Annotated in this window: 20 protein-coding genes and 1 pseudogene; 13 read left to right on the top strand and 8 right to left on the bottom strand. The window is 69.6% G+C overall.

All coding sequences use genetic code 11. The features are described from left to right. Position 1: 1 nt before the first annotated feature. The 7 genes from narH to OG956_RS25125 are packed head-to-tail and all read left to right on the top strand — an operon-like array spanning position 2 to position 5,372. Positions 2-1,537: a nitrate reductase subunit beta gene (gene narH / locus OG956_RS25155; protein ID WP_330340253.1), complete on the top strand. Its 1,536-nt coding sequence runs from the start codon at positions 2-4 to the stop codon at positions 1,535-1,537. Further along, the gene (narJ, locus tag OG956_RS25150; RefSeq protein WP_330340252.1) at positions 1,534-2,310 is read left to right on the top strand and encodes a nitrate reductase molybdenum cofactor assembly chaperone; all 777 of its coding nucleotides are present in this window, start codon (positions 1,534-1,536) and stop codon (positions 2,308-2,310) included. Before narH ends, narJ begins: the two co-directional genes overlap by 4 nt. Further along, complete coding sequence (narI, locus tag OG956_RS25145) at positions 2,307-3,080, top strand: respiratory nitrate reductase subunit gamma (RefSeq protein ID WP_330340251.1); 774 nt, start codon at positions 2,307-2,309, stop codon at positions 3,078-3,080. The genes narJ and narI overlap by 4 nt, the downstream gene beginning before the upstream one ends. Continuing rightward, entirely contained in the window at positions 3,077-3,712 is a 636-nt protein-coding gene (locus tag OG956_RS25140) for a vitamin K epoxide reductase family protein (RefSeq protein WP_330340250.1), read from the top strand. Before narI ends, OG956_RS25140 begins: the two co-directional genes overlap by 4 nt. A gap of 59 nt (positions 3,713-3,771) precedes the next feature. Beyond that, positions 3,772-4,128, top strand: a complete 357-nt coding sequence (locus tag OG956_RS25135; RefSeq protein WP_443065603.1) for a DUF6457 domain-containing protein — start codon at positions 3,772-3,774, stop codon at positions 4,126-4,128. A 45-nt stretch (positions 4,129-4,173) separates the two neighbouring features. Then, positions 4,174-5,019, top strand: coding sequence for a class I SAM-dependent methyltransferase (locus OG956_RS25130; protein ID WP_330340249.1), 846 nt, complete (start codon positions 4,174-4,176; stop codon positions 5,017-5,019). A 14-nt stretch (positions 5,020-5,033) separates the two neighbouring features. After that, complete coding sequence (locus OG956_RS25125) at positions 5,034-5,372, top strand: cupin domain-containing protein (RefSeq protein WP_330340248.1); 339 nt, start codon at positions 5,034-5,036, stop codon at positions 5,370-5,372. Between the two features lie 63 nt (positions 5,373-5,435). Here the strand turns inward: OG956_RS25125 and OG956_RS25120 are convergent. Continuing rightward, positions 5,436-6,645, bottom strand: a pseudogene (locus OG956_RS25120) (PP2C family protein-serine/threonine phosphatase). Between the two features lie 227 nt (positions 6,646-6,872). On the opposite strand from OG956_RS25120, the gene OG956_RS25115 reads away from it, so the two are divergent. Next, positions 6,873-7,235 carry a DUF488 domain-containing protein gene (locus OG956_RS25115; protein ID WP_330340247.1) on the top strand — a complete coding sequence of 121 codons (363 nt, stop codon included), beginning with the start codon at positions 6,873-6,875 and terminating at the stop codon, positions 7,233-7,235. Positions 7,236-7,296: 61 nt separating this feature from the next. Continuing rightward, positions 7,297-7,704, top strand: coding sequence for an STAS domain-containing protein (locus tag OG956_RS25110; protein ID WP_330340246.1), 408 nt, complete (start codon positions 7,297-7,299; stop codon positions 7,702-7,704). A gap of 32 nt (positions 7,705-7,736) precedes the next feature. Here the strand turns inward: OG956_RS25110 and OG956_RS25105 are convergent, their stop codons facing one another. Beyond that, on the bottom strand, positions 7,737-9,071 hold the full coding sequence (locus OG956_RS25105) for a PP2C family protein-serine/threonine phosphatase (RefSeq protein ID WP_330340245.1): 1,335 nt from the start codon (positions 9,069-9,071) through the stop codon (positions 7,737-7,739). A 248-nt stretch (positions 9,072-9,319) separates the two neighbouring features. On the opposite strand from OG956_RS25105, the gene OG956_RS25100 reads away from it, so the two are divergent. Beyond that, positions 9,320-9,652 (top strand): cupin domain-containing protein, encoded by a 333-nt coding sequence (locus tag OG956_RS25100; protein ID WP_330340244.1) that lies wholly within the window; start codon positions 9,320-9,322, stop codon positions 9,650-9,652. Positions 9,653-10,109: 457 nt separating this feature from the next. On the opposite strand, the gene OG956_RS25095 is transcribed toward OG956_RS25100, so the two are convergent. Together OG956_RS25095 and OG956_RS25090 are read right to left on the bottom strand one after the other, a co-directional pair. Then, the gene (locus tag OG956_RS25095; RefSeq protein WP_330340243.1) at positions 10,110-11,315 is read right to left on the bottom strand and encodes a globin domain-containing protein; all 1,206 of its coding nucleotides are present in this window, start codon (positions 11,313-11,315) and stop codon (positions 10,110-10,112) included. Positions 11,316-11,624: 309 nt separating this feature from the next. Next, on the bottom strand, positions 11,625-13,214 hold the full coding sequence (locus OG956_RS25090; RefSeq protein ID WP_330340242.1) for an oleate hydratase: 1,590 nt from the start codon (positions 13,212-13,214) through the stop codon (positions 11,625-11,627). 358 nt (positions 13,215-13,572) lie between these two features. On the opposite strand from OG956_RS25090, the gene OG956_RS25085 reads away from it, so the two are divergent. Both OG956_RS25085 and OG956_RS25080 read left to right on the top strand, forming a co-directional pair. Then, a complete protein-coding gene (locus OG956_RS25085) occupies positions 13,573-13,923 on the top strand; it encodes an STAS domain-containing protein (protein ID WP_330340241.1) in 351 nt (116 codons plus the stop codon). A gap of 751 nt (positions 13,924-14,674) precedes the next feature. Further along, on the top strand, positions 14,675-15,316 hold the full coding sequence (locus OG956_RS25080) for a carbonic anhydrase (RefSeq protein ID WP_330340240.1): 642 nt from the start codon (positions 14,675-14,677) through the stop codon (positions 15,314-15,316). Positions 15,317-15,720: 404 nt separating this feature from the next. On the opposite strand, the gene OG956_RS25075 is transcribed toward OG956_RS25080, so the two are convergent. Then, the gene (locus OG956_RS25075; RefSeq protein WP_330340239.1) at positions 15,721-16,698 is read right to left on the bottom strand and encodes an L-threonylcarbamoyladenylate synthase; all 978 of its coding nucleotides are present in this window, start codon (positions 16,696-16,698) and stop codon (positions 15,721-15,723) included. A gap of 217 nt (positions 16,699-16,915) precedes the next feature. Continuing rightward, complete coding sequence (locus tag OG956_RS25070) at positions 16,916-17,911, bottom strand: Acg family FMN-binding oxidoreductase (protein ID WP_330340238.1); 996 nt, start codon at positions 17,909-17,911, stop codon at positions 16,916-16,918. Positions 17,912-18,211: 300 nt separating this feature from the next. On the opposite strand from OG956_RS25070, the gene OG956_RS25065 reads away from it, so the two are divergent. Then, positions 18,212-18,607 carry an ATP-binding protein gene (locus OG956_RS25065; RefSeq protein WP_330340237.1) on the top strand — a complete coding sequence of 132 codons (396 nt, stop codon included), beginning with the start codon at positions 18,212-18,214 and terminating at the stop codon, positions 18,605-18,607. A gap of 83 nt (positions 18,608-18,690) precedes the next feature. Here the strand turns inward: OG956_RS25065 and OG956_RS25060 are convergent, their stop codons facing one another. Together OG956_RS25060 and ctaD are read right to left on the bottom strand one after the other, a co-directional pair. Continuing rightward, entirely contained in the window at positions 18,691-19,242 is a 552-nt protein-coding gene (locus tag OG956_RS25060) for a hypothetical protein (RefSeq protein ID WP_330340236.1), read from the bottom strand. A gap of 3 nt (positions 19,243-19,245) precedes the next feature. Further along, a complete protein-coding gene (ctaD, locus tag OG956_RS25055; protein ID WP_443065693.1) occupies positions 19,246-20,916 on the bottom strand; it encodes an aa3-type cytochrome oxidase subunit I in 1,671 nt (556 codons plus the stop codon). Positions 20,917-20,923 lie beyond the last annotated feature (7 nt).

Here is a 20,923-nt window from a genome sequence, read left to right as displayed (position 1 = left end):
GATGCGCGTCATGGCACAGGTGGCGATGGTGATGAACCTCGACAAGTGCATCGGCTGCCACACCTGCTCGGTCACCTGCAAGCAGACGTGGACCAACCGCACCGGCGTCGAGTACGCCTGGTTCAACAACGTCGAGACCAAGCCGGGCGTCGGCTACCCGCGCCGCTACGAGGACCAGGAGAAGTGGAAGGGCGGCTGGATGCTCGACAAGCGGGGCCGGCTGGTCCTGCGTTCCGGCGGCCGGGTGAAGCGCCTGCTGTCCCTGTTCTCCAACCCCGACCTGCCGGGCATAGAGGACTACTACGAGCCGGTCACCTACGACTACGACAACCTGGTCAGCGCCCCCGCCGGCAAGGACATCCCCGTCGCCCGCCCCCGCTCCGTCCTCACCGGCAGGCCCACCGCGATCACCTGGGGCGCCAACTGGGAGGACGGCCTCGGCGGCGCCCCCGAGCACGCGGGCGGCGATCCCAACCTGACCGGGGCATGGGCGGAGAAGGTGAAGTTCGAGTTCGAGCAGACGTTTCTCTTCCACCTGCCCCGGCTGTGCGAGCACTGCCTCAACCCGGCGTGCGTCTCCGCCTGCCCGTCGGGCGCGATGTACAAGCGGGTCGAGGACGGCATAGTGCTGGTCGACCAGGACCGCTGCCGCGGCTGGCGGATGTGCGTGACGGCGTGCCCGTACAAGAAGGTGTACGTCAACCACGCCACCGGCAAGGCCGAGAAGTGCACCTTCTGCTTCCCCCGCATCGAAGCCGGCCAGCCCACCGTCTGCTCCGAAACCTGCGTCGGCCGCCTGCGCTACCTCGGGCTGCTGCTGTACGACGCCGACCGCGTCGGCGAGGCCGCGGCGACCCCCGACGAGAAGGACCTGCTGGATGCCCAGCGCAGTGTCTTTCTGGACCCGCATGACCCAAAGGTGATCGCGGCTGCCCGCGCGTCCGGCATCCCGGAGGACTGGCTGGAGGCGGCCCGCCGCTCCCCGGTGTACGACCTGGTCATGCGCTACAAGGTGGCGCTGCCACTGCACCCGGAGTACCGCACCCTGCCCATGGTCTGGTACGTGCCGCCGCTCTCCCCCGTCCTGGACGCCGTCACCTCCGCGGGCGGCAACCAGGACGACCCCGACCACGTGTTCGCCGCCGTCACCAGGCTGCGCATCCCGCTGGAGTATCTCGCCGAGCTGTTCACCGCCGGAGACACCGACGTGGTCGCCGGGGTGCTGATGAAGCTCACCGCGCTGCGCTCGTACATGCGCGAGCGCATTCTCGGTGAGCCGGGCGACGAGACCGCGCTGAAGGCCGTGGGCCTTACCGTACGCGAGGCGGAGGACATGCACCGGCTGCTCGCCGTCGCCAAGTACAAGGACCGGTACGTCATTCCCGCCGCGCACAAGGAGGACGCGGCCGCCCTGAGCGCCATGGAGAACCGCTGCCCGGTGGAGTCCTCCGACGAGCCGGCCGAGCGGAAGGTCATGCTCGGCATCCCCACCCTCCGCCGCCGTACACCCGAAGCCCCCGCCGGAGGCCGTCCGTGAGCCCGCTGCCCGCCACCGTTCCCGCCATCGTCCGCACGCGTCTGCGAGCGGCCGTACGCCGCCCGGCCCGGCTCACGCCCGAGGAGGCCGAGGCTCGCGTCCTGCTGCTGCGGCTGTGCTCGCTGCTGCTGCAGTACCCCGACATCGAACTCACCGCCGCCCGTCCGACGCTCACCGCCACCGTCGAGGCCCTGCCGCCCTCGTCGGCCTCCACGGAACTGGCTGCCTTCACCGCCTGGTTCATCGCGCAGGAACCCGACGCGCTGGAGCGGCACTACGTCGAGATGTTCGACCTGCGGCGCAAGAGCAGCCTCTATCTCACGTACTACCTGCACGGTGACACCCGCCGCCGCGGCATGGCCCTGCTCACCCTGGCCAACCGGTACAAGGTCGCAGGTTGGGACATTCAAGGCGGCGAGTTGCCCGACCACCTCCCCGTCGTCCTGGAGTTCGCCGCCCTCACCGGTCCCGGAACGGGCGAGGCACCGCTGCGGCAGCACCGCCGCGGACTGGAACTCATCCACCGAGCCCTGACCGACGCCGAATCTCCCTACCGGCACGTCCTGGCCGCCCTCCTCAGCCTCCTGCCGCCGGCGACCGAAGCCGACCTGCAAGCCGTGGCCGAACTGGCTGCCCAGGGACCGCCCAACGAGGACGTCGGCCTCGACCCGTACGGAAGCGGGGAGTTCGCCCCGCCCGGCACCTTCGTCCCGCCCGAGCAGGCCCCGCCCACCCTCATGCCGCCCCTGTCCTCCCCGGAAGGCCTCCGATGAGCACCGCCTCTTCCCTCGTCGCAAACAGCGGACCGGACCTGCTGCTGTGGGTGGCGTTTCCCTACATCTGCCTGGCCGTGTTCGTCGTAGGGCATGTGTGGCGCTACCGGCACGACCAGTTCGGCTGGACCTCCCACACCAGCCAACTGCTGGAGAACCGCTGGCTGCGCTGGGGCAGCCCGCTCTTCCACCTCGGCGCCTTCATGGTGATCGCCGGGCATGTCGTGGGCCTCGCCGTGCCCGCCTCGTGGACCGAGGCCGCCCGCATCAGCGAGCACACATACCACACTACCGCCGTCTGGGCGGGTTCCGTGGCGGGAGTCGCCATGGTCACCGGACTCGGCATGCTGTGCGCCCGGCGGCTGCTGACCCGCCGGATCCGGCTCGGTACCGACCGCAGTGACAAGCTCCTCTTCCCTCTGCTGTCCGCCACCGTTCTGCTGGGCATCTCCGCCACCGCCGCGCACAACGTCTTCGGGCCCGGCTACGACTACCGCCAGACCGTCTCCGTCTGGTTCCGCGGCATCTTCACCCTGCAGCCGGACCCTGCGGCGATCAGCGGAGCTCCGCTGCTCTTCCAGCTCCACGCGCTGACCGCATGCCTGCTCTTCGCGGCCTGGCCGTTCACCCGCCTCGTCCACGTATGGAGCGTCCCGATCGGCTACCTCGCCCGCCCCTACCTCGTCTACCGGAGGCGGCCCACGTCGACGGCCGGTTCGGCCGCCCGGCTCCACACCCGGCCGACCCGTTCCGGGCAGCGCGCCACATGATCAACGGACCCGCCCGCACACCGAACGCCACGGCCGCACAGCGCACCCAGGGGTCGGGCGCGAGCCGCGGCACCGGCCTGGCGCTTCTCCTGACCGGCGCTCTCGGCTGGCTCGCCTCCTTTCAGCTCGCCGTGGACGACTGGCGCCTGCTCAAGGACCCCTCCTACCAACCGCCGTGCAACATCAGCCCGGTGGTGAGCTGCGGCAGCGTCATGTCCAGCCCTGAGGGGAGTGTGTTCGGCTTTCCCAACATGCTGCTCGGTCTGGGCGCGTTCGCCGCCGTCGCCGTTCTGGGTGCCGCCGTGCTCACCGGGACACGCCTGCACCGGCGGCTGTGGCTCGCGCTGGCCGCCGGGGCGCTGGCGGGGGTCGTGTTCGTGCACTGGCTGATCGTGCAGTCGCTGTACGAGGTGAACAAGATCTGCCCCTACTGCGCCGTCGTCTGGGTCGTCACCATCGCCGTCTTCTGGTGCGTGGCCCAGCACTGTGTGAACCAGGGAATCGTCCCGGTGCCAAACGGCGTCCTCCGGTTCCTCCAGGACACGCACCTGCTGCTGCTCGGCGGCTGGTACGGGGTGATCGCACTGCTCGTGCTCACCCGGTTCTGGCCCTACTGGAGCAGCCTGATCTAACCGGCCGCCGCACGGCCTCGCAGGCCGGTGCACAGGCCGTACGCACGGAAGGAGATCTCATGGACGACGTACTGGCGGAGTGGACCGCCGCCGTGAAAACCGACTTGGGCATCGACCTCGAGGTCGACCGGGCGCTCCTCCTCAGCCTCGCGGGCGACGCCGCTCATGGCGTGGCCCGGCCCGCCGCCCCGCTCACCACCTTCCTGGTCGGCTACGCGGCGGGCCGCGCGGGCGGCGGCCCCGACGCGGTGGCGGCCGCCGCCCGGCGCGCGGGAGAACTCGCGGCCAGGTGGGCCGACGAGGACGACCACCGGCCGAGCGCGTCCGGGACGCGCGACGGAGCCCGCCAGGAGCGGCCCACAGGGCCCTTCAGTCGGGACCTTCGGCCCCGGCACCCGGGCAACACATCGAATTAGGTTCACCTAAGTAAGACCGGTGCGCTCAGAGAGCGAGGCACGAACATGGCATCGACGGACCCTCAGGCCCTCCCGAACAGCATCCCCATGCCGGGCGACGGACTGGACGCCGCCCGTATGCCCGGCCACTGGCTGCTGGCCCGTCTGGGCAAGCGCGTGCTGCGCCCGGGCGGGCTGGAACTGACCCGGTGGATGCTCGACAACCTGGCCCTCGGACCGGACGATCGGGTGGTGGAACTGGCCGCGGGGCTCGGGGCCACCGCCCGGCTCACCCTCGCACGCAACCCGGGCTCCTACACGGCCGTCGACCGCGACCCCGCCGCCGTGGCGGGACTAGGCACCCTCACCGCCCCCAGCGCGACCGAGGTGGCCGCAGTGCGGGCCGACGCTGCGGACACCGGACTGCCGACCGGCAGCGCCACCGTCGTGTACGGGGAGGCCATGCTGTCGATGCAGCCCGAGCCCGCCAAGCGCCGGATCGTACGAGAGGCACGCCGGCTGCTCGCCGACACCGGCGGCCGGTACGCCATCCACGAGATGTGCCTGCTGCCCGAAGACCTCGACACCGAACACGCCAAGGAGATCACGAGGGACCTGGGCGAGGCCATCCACGTCGGCGCCCGCCCGCTGACCCCACGTGGCTGGGTCGCCCTGCTCGCCGACGAGGGCTTCACGGTCACCGCCCGCCGGAGAGTGCCGATGGCGCTGCTCGAACCACGCCGGCTCATCGCCGACGAGGGGCTCACGCACGCCGCGCGCATCGCCGGCCGGGCCCTGCGCGACCCGGCTACCCGGCGCCGCGTGGTGGAGATGCGCCGCGTCTTCCGCCGCCACCAGGCCCATCTGAGCGCGATCAGCATCATCGCTGTCCCCACCTCGCCGAAGCCCTGAGGAGAAAGACCCCCATGTCCACGACCGTGATCCAGGATCTGGCCGCCGAACTTCCCGTACCCGAGGACGGCACCCTCAGCCGTGTCCTGTACCGCGACGACCGGCTGCGCGTGGTTGGCTTCGCGTTCGCCACCGGACAGGAGCTGACCGAGCACACCTCGGCCCTTCCCGTCGTCATCCAGGTCATCAAGGGCCGGCTGGACCTTGTACTCGGCGATGAGAAGTTGGAGGCGACGCCCGGCAGTTGGATCCACCTGCCCGCCCGGCTGCCGCACACCGTCCGCGCCACAGAGCCCACCATCATGCTGCTGACCATGCTGCCCGCCGCATCCAACAGCTCGGCGGACACCTGACCGTCGCCGTACCTCTGCGGGACCGCAGCGTCCCCGTCCAGCGAGGCTCGGCGCAGTACCGCGTCACTGGTACTGCGGACGCCATTCGAAGAGCACGATGGTCACGTCGTCGCGCAGTTGGTTGCGCTGGTAGTCGAGGATGGCGTGGATGAGCAGCCGGAGCACTTCGGCCGGACGCTGTCTGGCGGCGTTGGAGCGGATGATGAAATCGGTGAACCGGTCGAGGCCGAACTCCGCGCCGTCCACGTCGTGCGCCTCCACGACACCGTCGGTGTAGAGCAGGACGCAGTCACCCGGTTCCAGGGTCGTCTCGTGGACCTTCCGGGCTGCCGGGGCGAGTGGGCCGGCCAGGCCGATCGGCGGCTGTGGAGGGCTGTCCAGCGCCCCGGCGAGCACCCGCTCGGCACGGATCAGCAACGGCGGGGGGTGACCGCAGTTGACCCAGCGCAGCACTCCGGTCTCTGCATCGAGCCGGCACAGCACACCGGTGCAGAACTGTTCGGGCAGCCAGCAGGCGAGTGCCTGGTCGACAGCACCGACGACGTCGACCAGATCGCGCCCGTCGCGGCGGGCGTTACGCGCCGCAGCCATGGCGACCGACGTGGTCGACTCGGCGATCAAATCGTGACCCATGGCGTCGAGGATCATGGTGTGCAGCACGTTCTTGACCACCGAGTGGTCGAAGGCGTCACCGGCGATGTCGTACGCCGGCTCCAGGACCGCGGTCGAGACACACCTGATGCTGCCGATGGTGCGGGGTGGCAGGAAGGCCCGCAGCATCTCTGCGGGCAAAGCCATGGTCGCGGTGCGGGTGCGGGCGGCGAGCCAGTCGCTGTAGGCGCGCTTGGAGGTGATCAGCATGGCGAGCAGATGGGCCAGCATCCGGCTACGGCGCATCCGCCTCCCGTCGAGCGAGGCGGTCCGCACCGCCAGCACACCCAGCCGCTCCGAACCGTCGACCAGAGGCACCCAGACGATGAGGCCATCGTCGGCCGCGTCCACCCGCAGGGAGACCGTGCGGTACGCCCAACCGGCCGACGAGCGATCCACCTGCAGCGGCTTCCAAGGCCTCGTCGAGAGGGACGAGCAGCCGTTGTTGCAGGTCGACGAGGTAGATCAGCGCAGTCTCCAGCCCGAGGGCCGAGGCGCACCGGTTCGCCAGGTCGGGCAGTTCGACCGGCAGAGCCGTCTGCGCCTCGATGATCAGCTCTTCCAGGCGGTTCTCGTCGACAACAGTGTCGGGACCGGCGGACGCGGGCGGTGGGTCCGGCACGGGGATCACTCCTTGCGCGGCCAGTCTCACACCGATCCGGACCTCTCTCACGTCAGGCGTGATCGCGCGGGTGCCGAACCGTGGCCCATGTGTCACGGGCGCTGCTGCGGATTCGGCTCTCGGTAAAATGGGCGAGACGGAGACATCCGCCTTCGCAGCAGGGGAACGAGGCCACGCTCCCCCACTCGCCGGTCGGTTCGGCCGGCCGATCTGGAAGGGCACCCGTCATGGCCAAACAGATCACCTGCCACAGGGTCTACGAGGAAACCTCACCGCAGGACGGCAAGCGCGTACTCGTGGACCGGGTCTGGCCCCGGGGCATGCGCAAGGAGGACGCTCATCTGGACGAGTGGCTGCGTGACGTCGCCCCGTCGAGCGAGCTGCGCAAGTGGTACGGCCATGAGCCCAGCCGCTTCACCGAGTTCCGTCGCCGCTACCTGGCAGAACTGCGCGACGCCGGGCACCGCGAGGCAGCCGGACATCTGCGTGATCTGGCGGGGCACGACAAGCTTGTGCTGCTGACCGCCACAAAGGATGTGGACCACAGCCAGGCCGCCGTCCTCGCCGAATGGCTGGCCAAGAACCGGTGACGAAGACGCGGGATGCCAACGATGAGGCTGGTGCCGTCCGGGGACGTGGAGAGGGTTGGCCATGCGAACGAACATCATCCGGCACGAAAGCATGATGGCCAGCTACGACGTGGTGAACGGCTGGACCGTTGTCGAGGTCGACGGTGATCTGGACGCCCACACTTCCCCCATGATCCGTGAAGCGGTGATCAAGCTCCTCGATGAGGGACACCGTCACTTCGTCCTCGACCTGGGCTTCGTCCCCTTTATGGATTCGATGGGGCTGGGCGTGATCGTGGCCGTCACGAAGCGCATTCGTGAACACGACGGCTCACTGCGTATCGCGTCCGTCTCTGGCCGGATACTCAAGATCTTCGACCTCAGCGGCATGCGCGAGAGCTACGAGATCCACCACTCGTCGGAGGAGGCGACGCGATCCGCTCCCTCACTCGGCAGCCTCGCGCACTGGCCGCACCCCTCCCCCGGCTGAGGGGAGGGGAAAGGTCGGAGGGAGTGGCCGTCTCATCGAGCTGGACCATCTGGGGTGCGCAGGGCGAGGACGGCGACGTCGTCGTCGAACACCTGCCGGCTTTGGGCGATCAGGGCGTCGCACAGCTCCTCCAGCGGGGCCCTGGCCAGGTGGGCGGCGTGCTCGGCCAGATCGTCCAGCCCCGTGTCGATGTCCTGGTCGCGGCGCTCGACCAACCCGTCGGTGAACAGCAGCAGGGTGGTGCCCGGCGGGAGCGGGTGCGTGTGGTTGAACCGTGGGACGGACGCATCGATGCCCACCGGGATCCCGTGCCGGGCGGGCGCCAGATAGCAGGTGCTGCCGTCCGGCCCGATCAGCAGCGGAGGCGGGTGCCCGGCGTTGCTCCAGCCAAAGGTGTACCCCTCGCGGGTCCGTTCGAGGCGGCCGAACACCAGGGTGGCGGTCGGCGGCTCCTCGAACATGGTCAGGGCGCGGTCCAGGCGCGACACGACCAGGCCGGGTGGCCCGCACCGGTCGAAGGCGAGCGCCCGCAGCATGTTGCGGATCTGGCTCATCAGCGGGGCGGCCTCGACGTCGTGGCCGGTCACGTCGCCCACCACCACACAGGTGGCGCCGTCGGGCAGGACCATGGCGTCGTACCAGTCCCCGCCGAGCCTGGGCAACTCGGATGCGGGCTCGTAGCGAGCCGCGGCCTGCAGCGGCGCCAGGTCCGGAAGAACGGGCAGCATACGGCGCTGGAAGTGCTCGGCAGCGCGTTTGAGGTGCTCGTACAGACGGGCGTTCTCGATGCTGATACCCGCTGCGCTGGCCAGTGCGGTCAGCAGGTGCTCGTCATCATCGTCGAAGGGCGTGCCGTCCGTCTTGTCGGCGAGGTAGAGGTCGCCGTAGACGGTCCCGCGCACCGTCAGCGGAACCCCCAGCAGGGTGCGCATGACCGGATGCCCGGCCGGAAAACCTGCAGAACGAGGGTGCGCGGCCACGTCCGCCACCCGCAACGGCTGCCGGTCGGCCGTCATGGTGTGCAGCAGGCCGTGGCCCTGCGGCAGGCCCATGGCGGCGCACAGGTGCGGGTCGTCGATACCCACGGTGTACAGGTCGGTCACCTTGCCGCTCTCCGAGAGCACTCCCAGGGCCCCGTAGCGAGCGCGGACGAGATGGGCGGCCACTTCCACGATGCGGTGCAGCACGGCGCGGGTGTCCGTGTCACCGCTCATCGCCACGACCGCGCCGAGCAGCTGCCGCAGCCGTTGTGGATCGAGAACGAGCGGCGACGCATGCGCGGTCACTCCGTCCCGGGCCGCTTGCCACGCCTCGCCGACCGGAAAGGCCCCGGACCGCGGACTGTCGTTGGACGGATCGTGCACCATGGTGATTCCTCCTGGCGCCGCCCGACGCCGTCATCACCTCGCCGTTCCCTGTCACCCTACGCGCTCACCCGACCTTGGGCAGGCCTCCGCGACACGGCCGGAGGCGCGGCGGTCAGCCTGTCGGTCGGTACGGTGCTGTTCGGCCTCCTCCACCGCATCACCCGGCCCAGCGCAGTCCCGAAGACGGCAACAGCGGACGCCACAGCTGCCGCATCAGCGTCCCCTTCTGACGGAAAGGACACACCACCATGCAGAAGCTCTCTCTCGACGCCCGGGTCCGCGAACACCTGGAACGGGCCGCCGCATCCTCCGCCGGCCGTAGCGCCGAGACCGTCTACGGCGGCCACGAACACGCCCTGCGCCAGACCCTCTTGGCACTGCGCTCCGGCACCGTTCTGGCCGAGCACGAAAACCCCGGCGAGGCAACGGTGCTGGTGCTGCGTGGCCGAGTACGGCTGCGCAGTGAGGAGGACGTGTGGGAGGGCATGGCCGGGGACCTGCTCCTCGTGCCGCCCTCCCGGCACAGCCTGGAGGCCCTCGAGGATGCGGCCGTCCTGCTGACCGTCGCCAAGATCCCCTGAACCGCCCCGCCGATCCTCCGTTTTCCGCAGCCGGTGCGGGGATGGGGCGCGCTCACGTACGGCTGCCCGGCAGGCGGGCTACTGCTCCGGCACGCTGATTCCCACCGCGAGCGCGGCCAGGACCCGATCCGACCTACTGTTCAGCCGGGGCCGACCGCCCTGAACTGCACGACGAGCAGCCCTGCCACGGCGGCCGCTGAGGGCGGCCGACGGTCCTTCGCCGCGACGACCACTGCCAGGGCTGCCCTTACGCGGTTCAGTTGCGCATCCCGTGGGCGTTGACCGCTGGAACCCGTGGTCGAGGCCGCTGTGCCTGGCCCCACTTCCCTCGTGGATCAGCACCGGTCGGGCCGCGCAGCCTGGCCACGCCAGGGCGACAGCGCCGGGTTCTCTGCCCATCGGATCGCCCTTGACCTGGTCCAGCCGTACGCCACTGCGCCTACGCCGTCAGGAACCCTCAGCCTTCCGCGTGGGCGAGCCACAGATCCGGGCCGAAGACCTCGTAGCGGATGCTGCGCGCCGGGACGCCGACCTGGAGCAGCTGGGTGCGGACGGCGCGCATGAAGGGCAGCGAGCCGCACAGGTACACGTCGGCGTCGGTGGGCAGGTCGAGGCCGTCGAGGTCCATCAGGCCAGTGTGGGCGCGGGGTTCCTCGGCCGCCTCTTCCTCGTACCAGAACTCGGCCTTCGCGTCGGGCAGTTGGTCCACCAGGCGCCGGGTGTCGGCGCGCAGGGCGTGGTCGGCGGGGGTGCGGTCGGCGTGCAGGACCCACACCGGCCGGGACGAACCGGTGGCGGCGAGGTGTTCGAGCATGCCGACCATCGGGGTGCAGCCGATGCCAGCGGAGACCAGTAGGAGCGGGCTGTCGGCGTCGTCGAGGACCACGTCTCCGAAGGGGGCCGACAGGGTGAGTTCGTCGCCGGCTCGGACGGTGCGGTGGAGCTGGTTGGAGACCTCGCCCTCGGGGGCGTCGGCGACGCTCGCCACCCGCTTGACGGTGATGCGCCGCAGCCGGTCGCCGGGAGCGTTGGACAGGCTGTACTGGCGGGTCTGGTGGATGCCGTCGGGCATGAGCACCCGGACGCTGACGTACTGACCGGCGCACGCCTTGGGCATGGGGCCGTCGTCGGCCGGGCGCAGCAGGAAGGAGACCACATCCGGGGTCTCCTCGCGCCGCTCCACCACGGTCCACTGCCGCCACGGCTGGCGCGGATCGACCTCGGCTTCCTGGTACAGGCGCGCCTCCTGGGCGATCAGCGCGCCGGCCATCAGCCAGTACACCTCGTCCCAGGCGGCGGCCACCTCCGGGGTGACGGCCTCACCCAGCACGTCGCCGATGGCGCGGAAGAGGTACTTGTGGACGATGGTGTACTGGTCCTCCGTGACGCCCAGCGCGGCGTGCTTGTGGGCGATCCGGGCAAGGAGGGCGTCCGGCCGGGCGTCGGGGTCGGCCAGCAGGGCCTGGGCGAAGCCCGCGATGGATCCGGCCAGCGCCCGGCGCTGCTCGCCGCTGGCCTGGTTGCCGCGGTTGAACAGGCCGTCCAGCAGCTCGGGCTGCTCGGCGAACATGGTGCCGTAGAAGCGGGTGGTGATCTCGTCCAGGGCCCCGCCGACGGCGGGCAGGGTGGCGCGAACGACAGCGGCCGACTCGGGCGAAAGCATGGAACTCCCCTGAGATGTGGATAGGTAGAGGGACGGCGTTCACCGTCACAGCCGGGATCCGTCGTGCGGGTCCGACCGGCACATCGATCATCCGGGGTAGCCGCCACCCGGAATAGGGCCGAACCGCCCTGGAGGACTGGGCCCCTCGGTCCGGTCCCCCAGGCGAGACGTGATGCCCATCACAAGACGGCAGCCCGGTGCGCCCCTTCGACGGAAGCCGGGCCTGGTTTTTCGAACGGGTCACCAACAGCAGCAGGAGGAAACCTGGGCCGGCGACGCGTCCTCACCTGCGGTCGGGCCGACTACAGGTCAGGCCAGGGCGGCCTTGAGCACGCCGATGGCCGTCTTCGGGTCGGCGAGGGCGTGGTAGATGCCAGGGATCTCGCGGTCGAGGCCGAGCAGGCCGTAGACGGCGTGCATGGCGCCACGGACGGAGTACTCGACCGTGAAGACGACGTCCTCCGGGATCTCCGTGAACTGGCCGAGGAAGGCGAAGTTCGCGGCGCCACGCGGAATGACCAGCGGTCGGTCGTGTGTGGTGCGCGGGGCGAACTGGCTGGTGATGTAGGGCAGCATCACCGGGATCACCGTCGTCGTCGCCGCGACCTGCTCCTCGATGTCCCACAGGCCGAGGTGGTTGAGCAGTTCGGTGAGGATCTCCCGGCCGGTGGCCTCGGCCATCGTCTTGCCGACGAAGTCGCCCTCGTTGTCGACGAAGAGCCCGTAGCCCCACAGGGTGTAGACGTCCTCGGGCTGTCCCTCGAAGTGCGGCGCGTGCGGTACGACAATGGACATCAGCCAGTTGGAGTCCTTGAACGTCATCAGCGCGCCGGTGCCGGGGAGGTTGCCGGACAACTCCTCGATGCGGTGCAGGAGCAGAGGGCTGCGCATGGTCAAGGTGAACGACTCCCACTTCGCCTCGTCCACGTTGCCGTAGAAGGCAGCCGGGCGCCCGAAGTCGTCCGCCTTGGCAGCGATCGTCTCCCACAGCCGCCATCCGCCGTCACGCTTGTCACGGATCAGCTCGGGTGCGGTGTCGTCACTGCCGTAGGCTGCGTCGGCGGTCATCGAGCCGAGGGTGAGGAACGCGTAGTCGGCATCGCCGAGGTCGTACGCGTCCGGATACCCGGCACGGTCGACATGGAGGCGTCGCACCCGCCGGCTGCCGTCCTCCTCGGTGACGAAGTCGACGTCGGTGACCCGCACGCCGTGCTCGAAGCGAACGCCGCGCGCCTCCAGCCAGGCCTCAAGCGGGCGGATGATCGAGTCGTATTGGTTGAGCCGGGTGCGGCGCACGCCCGCCAGGGTGTGCATGCGCGGGAACTCCTGCATGAAACGCAGGAAGTAGCGCCTGAGCTCGATGGCACTGTGCCAGTTCTGGAAGGCGAACGTGGTACGCCACATCGCCCAGAAGTTGGTCTCGAAGAAGTGCGGGGAGAAGAAGTCCTCGATCCGGCGCGCCCCGATCACCGCCTCCGGGAGCACGAGCAGCCGGGTCAGCTCCATGCGGTCCCGGGTGTCGAGGCCGTAGTCGGAGGCGTCAAGGATCTCGGCGCCCTTGCCGATCAGACGGGCCTTGGCATCGGTGGGCCACTTGGCGTTGAATTCGTGGATCTCCTCGCGCACCGACACGGTCTCGTCGGTATGGGTGGGGATGGTCTCCAGGAGGTTCCACAGGCACGTGTAGGCCTCGTCCTCCAGCATGCGGCCGCCCCGGGTGACGTATCCGGCGGGCTCAGCGCGGCCGTCCATGGAGCCACCTGCGACCGGGAGTTCCTCGAGAATGTGGATGTTCTGGCCGGGGAAGCCGCCGTCGCGTATCAGGAAGGCGGCGGCTGCCAGGGAGGCGATACCGCCGCCAACGAGGTAGGCCCGGGACTGCTGCGGAGCGTCGGTCATGACGTCCCTCCGTTCTGCCACCCACTGCCACGGGCGGCCGACTGTGGTCAACAGCCGTGCAGCGGCCCCGCCCATGAGGCGGCAGCGGTGTGCGCACGGCACAGCGCCGACGGGATGCGGTCGGCACCTGTAACCGTCAGTGAACTCGTGAGGAGGCGGTGCAGGCAGGGCCGGACGTCCCTGTTCACATGCCGACCGACCCCGTGGCTCTGCCAACGCCCTGCTCTCGACGCGATGTTCGTTGGTGAAGGCCGTGTGCTGGTCTGGTGTGTCACGCTGGTCGCTAACGGGACGGCCGATGACGGCAGATAGGCTCCGCAGAGCTCTACGCCCCTGGTGAGACGGTTTGGTACGCGTCGTGAACGATGTTCCCTCATCCGAAACAACCGTGGACAGCCATGGGTCGGTTGCGCGGATCAACGGCGCGATGGACTATCTCACGCAGCCCTGGGTCCGTGAACGGTTGCGCCAGGTGATCGCGGGCGCTGACCGGTTCGTCATCCTGGAACTGACCGGGGTGTCGTTCTGTGATTCGGCGGGACTGAGTGTCCTGCTCTGGGCCCGCGGTGAAGCCGAGGCCCACGGCGTGGTGCTGGTGCTGGCGTGCGTCCCGGCGACTCTGCGGTGCGTCCTGCAGATGACGGGGGCAGATCAGGTTCTGCGAGTCTTCGACACGGTCGTTGACGCTCAGGGGTTCCTGGGTGGCTGACGGCCCCGAGACTGGCCAATGGAACCATTGTTGGCGCTGAGATTGATCATGGCGGGCCAGCACAGGGGTGAAGTGCCGCGTCGGGTTCCCGGGAAGATCGTTGGTCGAGCAGCACACACCCGAATTGCTCGTCAGCTTGCAAAGGAAAGAGTCCGGGCCGGGCGGCCTACGCCTCGCCGCGGGCCGACGGGGAGGTGCAGGCGGTCAACATGCGCATTACCCCATTCGGCCCCACACTGAGGAGTGCTTCGCGGCACGGCGCCCGCGAAACACAGGCAGATAGCTCGTTCGCGCTCCCCCTGGGAGGCACCGTGCTCTTGATCGCCCTGTGCACGCCAATCGCGATGTTGCTGCTCCTCTTCGGGATGGACGCCTATGAGGGCCTCCTGGCCCCACCGCCTCCCGAGCCCGATGAAGCAGAAAAGCCCTGACCACAGGCCAGCGCCCGGGCAGTCAGCGCCTGGCGTGAACCCGTTGCCGTACGGCGGTCGCTCAGATCCGCCGGGTACTCAACCGTCTCGGTGCGAGCGCGGAAGAGGCAGTGCGAGGCAGGGCGGTTGCGCCGTGCACTGCGATCCGGCATCGAGGCCGCCCCGGGCCCGCGGCCTGGATGTGCCCCCCGTTATGTTTTCCGCGGTCCTGCAAGAGGGCCGCTGGCCTCCGGGGCCGAGCCACCAGCGTGGCCTTGCCCGGCGAGCCGCGGCGGAGCCAAGCGGTTCGCCAGCCGGCGCGGGGTCCTAGCCTTGCAGCCATGAGCGAGATCCAGAGCCCGACGCCCCGCGACGCCTTCGAGCTACTACTGACCGGTAACCGGCGCTTCGTCACCGGCTCCCCCGAGCACCCGAACCAGGACGCCACTCGCCGCGCCGAGATCGCACCGGCCCAGCAGCCCTTCGCCGTGCTGTTTGGGTGCTCCGACTCCCGGCTGGCCGCCGAGATCATCTTCGATCGCGGCTTGGGCGACCTGTTCGTGGTACGCACCGCGGGCCACGTCCTGGGGCCGGAGGTGCTGGGCAGCATCGAGTACGGCGTGGACATCCTGGGCTGCCCGCTGGTCGTGGTGCTCGGTCACGACTCGTGCGGGGCGGTCGGCGCGGCGTGCGCCGCGCTGGAGGAAGGCATGACACCGGCCGGGTACGTCCGGGACGTCATCGAGCGGGTCACCCCCAGCGTGCTGGCCGCGCGGGCCGCCGGACGCATCGAGCCCGAGGAGATCCTCGCCGAGCACACAAGGCACACCGTCGACCTGCTGCTGGACCGCTCCCGGGTCCTCGCCGAGAAGGTCGCCACCGGCCAGGCCGCCGTGGTGGGCCTGTGCTACCGCCTGGCCGACGGCAGCGCACAGCTCGTTGCCTCTCGCGGCCTCGATGCGGCGGTCCCCGCCGCATCCTGAGCGCCCGACCACGGTCGTTCAGCGTGATACGTGGATGAAGGAACCATCGGGCTCACAGCTCTGATCATCCGCGGAGGGACATCTCTCGGTGGTTCACGGAGCCGATCACCCGTCCAGCAGCCTCCCCCGCGCCGACCTGGCGTGGGGGCTGCGAATCGTGCCGGGCTGGGGAGCCCTCCGGCCTAGCCAGGGACAAGCACGCCCACACCGGCTAAGATCACCCGTCCGGCGGGGACTGCCGGACCGGACGGGCACCGCGCTCTGGGGACGTTCGGTCCGGCAGACCCTGTGCCGCCCTTGGCGCTGTGCCAGGGCCAGGTCAGCGCCACGGCCATCGCCGACTACGCCGTGTTTCCGGGGCGCGGTGGGCGTTCGACAGGATCATCGGACGGCATCGGTGCTTTTCAGTCGGCGGGCCGGGGCCCTGCGGCGCGGCGGAGCCGGTTGGCGATCGCCAGTCCCAGTCCCTCCTCCGCGGGCACGGAGGCGATGATGAGGTCGCACCCTTGCTGGTCGAGCTCGCGAAGGTATCCGTACAGCCCGCGCGCATAGGCGGCCATCGAAGCGGGGACCGCCACCACGGCGTGCGCCTTGACCGGGGCATAGGCGAAAGAGGTGGGAAGAAAGACGCCCACCTGGTGCCCCAGCTCCTGCGCAATCTCCGCTTCGGTGACGACCTTCTCGGGCTCGACGAGGACGACCCGCGCACGCGGCGCATAGTGCGACGGATGCTGGCCAGGCACCCGGACACGGCTCGTCGAGTCCACAGCGAGCGGGCCGCCCAGCACCGCTTCGAGTTCCTCGCGCGTCACCCCGCCAGGCCGCAGGATGCTCGGGAGCTCGCCCGTGGCGTCGACGATGGTCGACTCGACGCCGACCTCGCAGGGGCCGCCGTCCAACACGAAGTCGACGGCATCACCAAGCTCGGCACGGACGTGGTGCGCCCTGGTGGGGCTGACCTGGCCGAAGCGGTTGGCGGACGGGGCCGTGACACCGCCGCCGAACGCCGCCAACAGCGCGAGTGCGACGGGGTGGTCGGGCACGCGCACAGCGACCGTTTCAAGGCCTCCCGTCGCTTCGAGGGGCACCCGGCGACCGCGCCGCAGGACCAGCGTGAGTGGCCCCGGCCAGAAGCGTTCGGCCAACAGGCGTGCCGTCGCCGGCACGTCCTTGACCCAGTCGTCCAGGTGCTCCGCGCCGCCGATGTGGACGATCAGCGGGTGGGAGGGCGGACGCCCCTTGACCTGGAAGATCCGCGAGACAGCGGCGGGATCCTCGGCGTTCGCGCCCAGACCGTAGACGGTCTCGGTCGGGAAGGCCACCAGCCCGCCGGCGCGCAGTGCACCGGCCGCCTTCTCGATATCACTGGTTCTTGCCGTCACCCTCGCATCCTCTCACCGTCCCGCTCTCCCACATTCCGTGGTCTCTGTCGGTGTATAACGACGAGACCACGGCCGACGGCACCGCATCCAAGATCGCGCCAATAGGCCCATGGCGGTTCCGTCGTTCCTGGGCCGACTGAGGTCCCTGGCACGGAGGCGAGACGCACAGCCGAAGTAGCCTCCGAAAAGAGGCAAGTGCCTTTACCCGGCCAGATTCCTAGACGACTTCGAGGACGTCACGAACAGGGCGGCGTGGCGTAGCGGGCCCCTGTGGCCCGTAGCCGAGGCGCAGCACCATCTGTACGTGGCCTCTGCCAGCCACCGGTTCGCGGGCCAGCAGGCGCAGGTCCGGGCTCTCCAGAGCGTGGGAGGTCAGGGAGGTGGCGAGCCCTGTGAGGGTCGCCTCCAGAAGGACGCGTTCCAGTGCCTGGCCCGCGCACAGCCAGTCGGCGGGGGCATCTCCTGGTGTGCTGAGCAGCGCCAGGTGCGGATTCTTCTCGAAGGCGGTGGCTCCGCGGTCGGCCACCGGGCGACGACCGGCGAAGTCGCGCAGCGGAGCCTTGCCGTCGCGCATCCGGGGCCCGAACGCGTACTCCGGGACGCCGTCGGTGGCGACGTCCGCTTCTGGGCCGAGCCGGGTCCAGCGGTGCAGATCCTCCATGCCCGCGGGGTTCAGGGCGTCGCGGCTCTCCGCGTCGTGGACCAGGTCCAGCACGGTTTCCACGTGCCAGGGGCCGGGGAACAGCAGCTCGGCTCCCTCGACGTTGGCCGCTTTCTGCAAGGCGGCCCGGACGTCCTCGGGGATGTCCTTTTCGTCGAAGGGGTGCCGGCTGGTGTGCCGCTCGCGGATCGCGGGATGCAGGCGCGCAAGGTCGTCCTCATCTGTCGTGGGACGGCGGGCCTCGCCCAGCTGGACAGCAGCGAGCAACAGCGGCTCAACGGGATCCGGCAGCAGCCGAACCACCGAGGTGAACCCGGCATGGGCCGCAGCGACGCGGAGATTGAACAGTGCCGCTCCACAGCCGATGTGCAGCGCCCGGTTCCCCGGGTCGGAGCGAGTCATGGCCCGGTCAAGATCGGCAAGCAACAAGAGAGCACGATCACGAGCCACGTAGCGGAAGCGCCATGGCTGCGCATTGTGCATGGAAGGGGCGAACACGGCCTCGCCGACCAGCGCGGCGGCGGTCTTCGCATCCAGTTGCCGTGTGTCCATCGCGCCCTCCTCACACACCACGCGCCTTCGGCTCACGTGGCGAGTACCCAGGCTCCACAGGCGCACGTCCGGTGCTGCTGTGAGAACGCCGTTGTCACATCGTCCCGCGCTCTGTGAGCCCGTTTCCAGTATCCGGCGGGGCATCGCAGCTTTGTGCTCTTCGCCGTGGATCAGCAGACATCAGCCGTCGCGGTGCTTAGCCTGGCGCCCGCTCCTCGTCAGGTCAGGCGTTCGAGGGTGGTGAGTGCATTTTGGGGCAGGCGGACTCGTACCGGATTGTCTACCGTGGCGGAGGCTGCGATGTCGCATTCGTCCGAGGAGCGATACGACCCCCTGAACGGAGACACTCCTCAGACCGCGGATCGGGCGAGGGATGTGGCTCGCAGCTTTCTGTCCGTTCTTGCGCCCTCTGGTGGGGACGAGGCGGACGCGGTGCTGCTGGTGGTGACCGAGCTGATCAGCAACGCGGTCCGCCACGCCGGCGGCGTGACCGGTTTCGGGCTCAGGGCGGGCCCAGGGACGGTGACAGTGACAGTGCACGACGCCAGCCGCCGGCCCCCGCGGCCACAGCTCACAGATCCGAGAGAACCCGGCGGGTTCGGCTGGCTTCTGGTACAGGAGCTGGCGCTTGACGTCCAGGTCAGCGTGGGTCCCACCGGGAAGGCGGTTTCGGCGGTCTTGCCGCTGTTCTGCTGAGCGCAGCACCAGCTCGGTGCGTGGGCTGGGGTCTCGCCAGCGGCTGACCGACACGCATGGTGAAGCCGCGCTACTGCGCTTCGTCACGGACGGCGACCACTTGGGTGGTGTCGGAGCGCCCGGCCATAGAGGACCGCGAGGATGAGAAACAGTGCGACCACCGCGGAGGGCACGGCGGTAACCGCCCACCAGTCCACGCCGCGCTCGCGCTCTGCGACCGCCCCGAGGGCCGCTGCGGCCACCGCGGCGGCCAGCCCGATACCGAGGAGCACAGCGACGACGTACCGGGCACCTCCGGTGTCCCGTGGTCGCCGGACGTTGCCAAGCGCCGCCCAGTCGCGTGCGGCCTGTCGCATCTCACGGCGACGCTGCACTGCCGCCTGTGCCCGAAGGCCAACCGTGACGGCGGCGCCGGCCACCGCCACCCCGGAAGGTGTCCACCACTCTTCGCAGGCGAATAGGAGTACCGCGACGACCCCGGTCGTGGCCCAGCCGCTGAGGCAAGCCGCCGCGGCTCTGCGCCGGGCCGGCGGCCGGTCGGCTCCGGCGCGCAGGTCGGCAAGGGCCGGCAGGTACCAGACGCAGCCCGCCGCCGTCACCGTGGCGGCCCCCAAGGCGAGGACGCGTTGAGGCATGGCCTACCTCACCGCCCCTGCTTCAAGTGCCGCGATCTCCGGGTGGTGCAGGTCGAACGCCGGGGACTCGCTGCGGATACGAGGCAGGGAAACGAAGTTGTGGCGCGGGGGCGGACAGGAGGTCGCCCACTCCAGCGAACGCCCGTAGCCCCAGGGGTCGTCGACCTCGACCGGCTTGCCGTACTTGGCCGTCTTCCAGACGTTGTAGAAGAACGGCAGGATCGACAGGCCGAGCAGGAACGAACCGATCGTCGAAACGGTGTTGAGAGCCGTGAAGCCGTCGGCGGCCAGGTAGTCCGCGTAGCGGCGGGGCATGCCCTCGACGCCCAGCCAGTGCTGGACCAGGAACGTGGTGTGGAAGCCGACAGTGAGCGTCCAGAACGTGATCTTCCCGAGGCGTTCGTCGAGCATCTTGCCGGTGAACTTGGGCCACCAGAAGTGGAATCCGGCGAACATCGCGTACACGACCGTACCGAAGACCGTGTAGTGGAAGTGCGCCACGACGAAGTACGAGTCAGAGAGGTGGAAGTCCATCGGCGGGGAAGCCAGGATCACGCCGGTCAGGCCGCCGAAGAGGAAGGTGATGAGGAAGCCGGTGGTCCACAGCATCGGCGTCTCGAAGGACAGCGAGCCCTTCCACATGGTGCCGATCCAGTTGAAAAACTTCACCCCGGTCGGCACCGCGATCAGAAACGTCATGAAGGAGAAGAACGGCAGGAGGACGCCGCCCGTGACGTACATGTGGTGGGCCCACACCGTCACCGACAGACCCGCGATGGCGATGGTTGCGCCGATCAGTCCCATGTAGCCGAACATCGGCTTGCGGGCGAAGACCGGAATGACCTCGGAGACGATGCCGAAGAACGGCAGCGCCAGGATGTAGACCTCGGGATGGCCGAAGAACCAGAACAGATGCTGCCACAACAGGGCCCCGCCGTTGGCCGCGTCGAAGACGTGGGCGCCGAACTTGCGGTCCATCTCCAGCGCGAACAGCGCAGCCGCCAGCACCGGGAAGACGATCAGGACCAACACCGCGGTCAGCAGCACGTTCCAGGTGAAGATCGGCATCCGGAACATGGTCATGCCCGGCGCCCGCATGCAGACGATCGTGGTGATGAAGTTGACCGCGCCCAGGATCGAGCCGAAGCCGGACAGCGCCACGCCCATGATCCACAGGTCGGCGCCGAGGCCCGGCGAGTGGACGGCGTCCGACAGCGGGGCGTACAGGAACCAGCCGAAGTCAGCGGCGCCTCCCGGGGTCAGGAAGCCGAAGGCCGCGATCGACGAACCGAACAGGAAGAGCCAGTAGGCCAGCATGTTCAGGCGGGGGAACGCGACGTCGGGAGCGCCGATCTGCAGCGGCATGATCCAGTTGGCGAAGCCGGTGAACAGCGGCATCGCGAACATCAGCAGCATGATCGAGCCGTGCATGGTGAACGCCTGGTTGAACTGCTCCTGCGACATGATCTGCAGGCCGGGCCTGGCCAGCTCCGCGCGCATCAGCAGGGCCATCACACCGCCGACGATGAAGAAGGCGAAGGCGGTGACCAGGTACATGGTCCCGATCTTCTTGTGGTCGGTGGTCGTCAGCCACTCCGCCCACGACGGCCGTACGGCTCTTCTGGTCGTCCCTGCGGCCACGGTGACCCCGGCACTCGGCCGCGCGGTCCCCACCTTGTGT

This window comes from Streptomyces sp. NBC_00557 (genome assembly GCF_036345995.1).
GTDB lineage: Bacteria > Actinomycetota > Actinomycetes > Streptomycetales > Streptomycetaceae > Streptomyces.
Note: the sequence above shows the minus strand (reverse complement) of the source record. Positions and strands in the feature narration are given on the sequence as shown.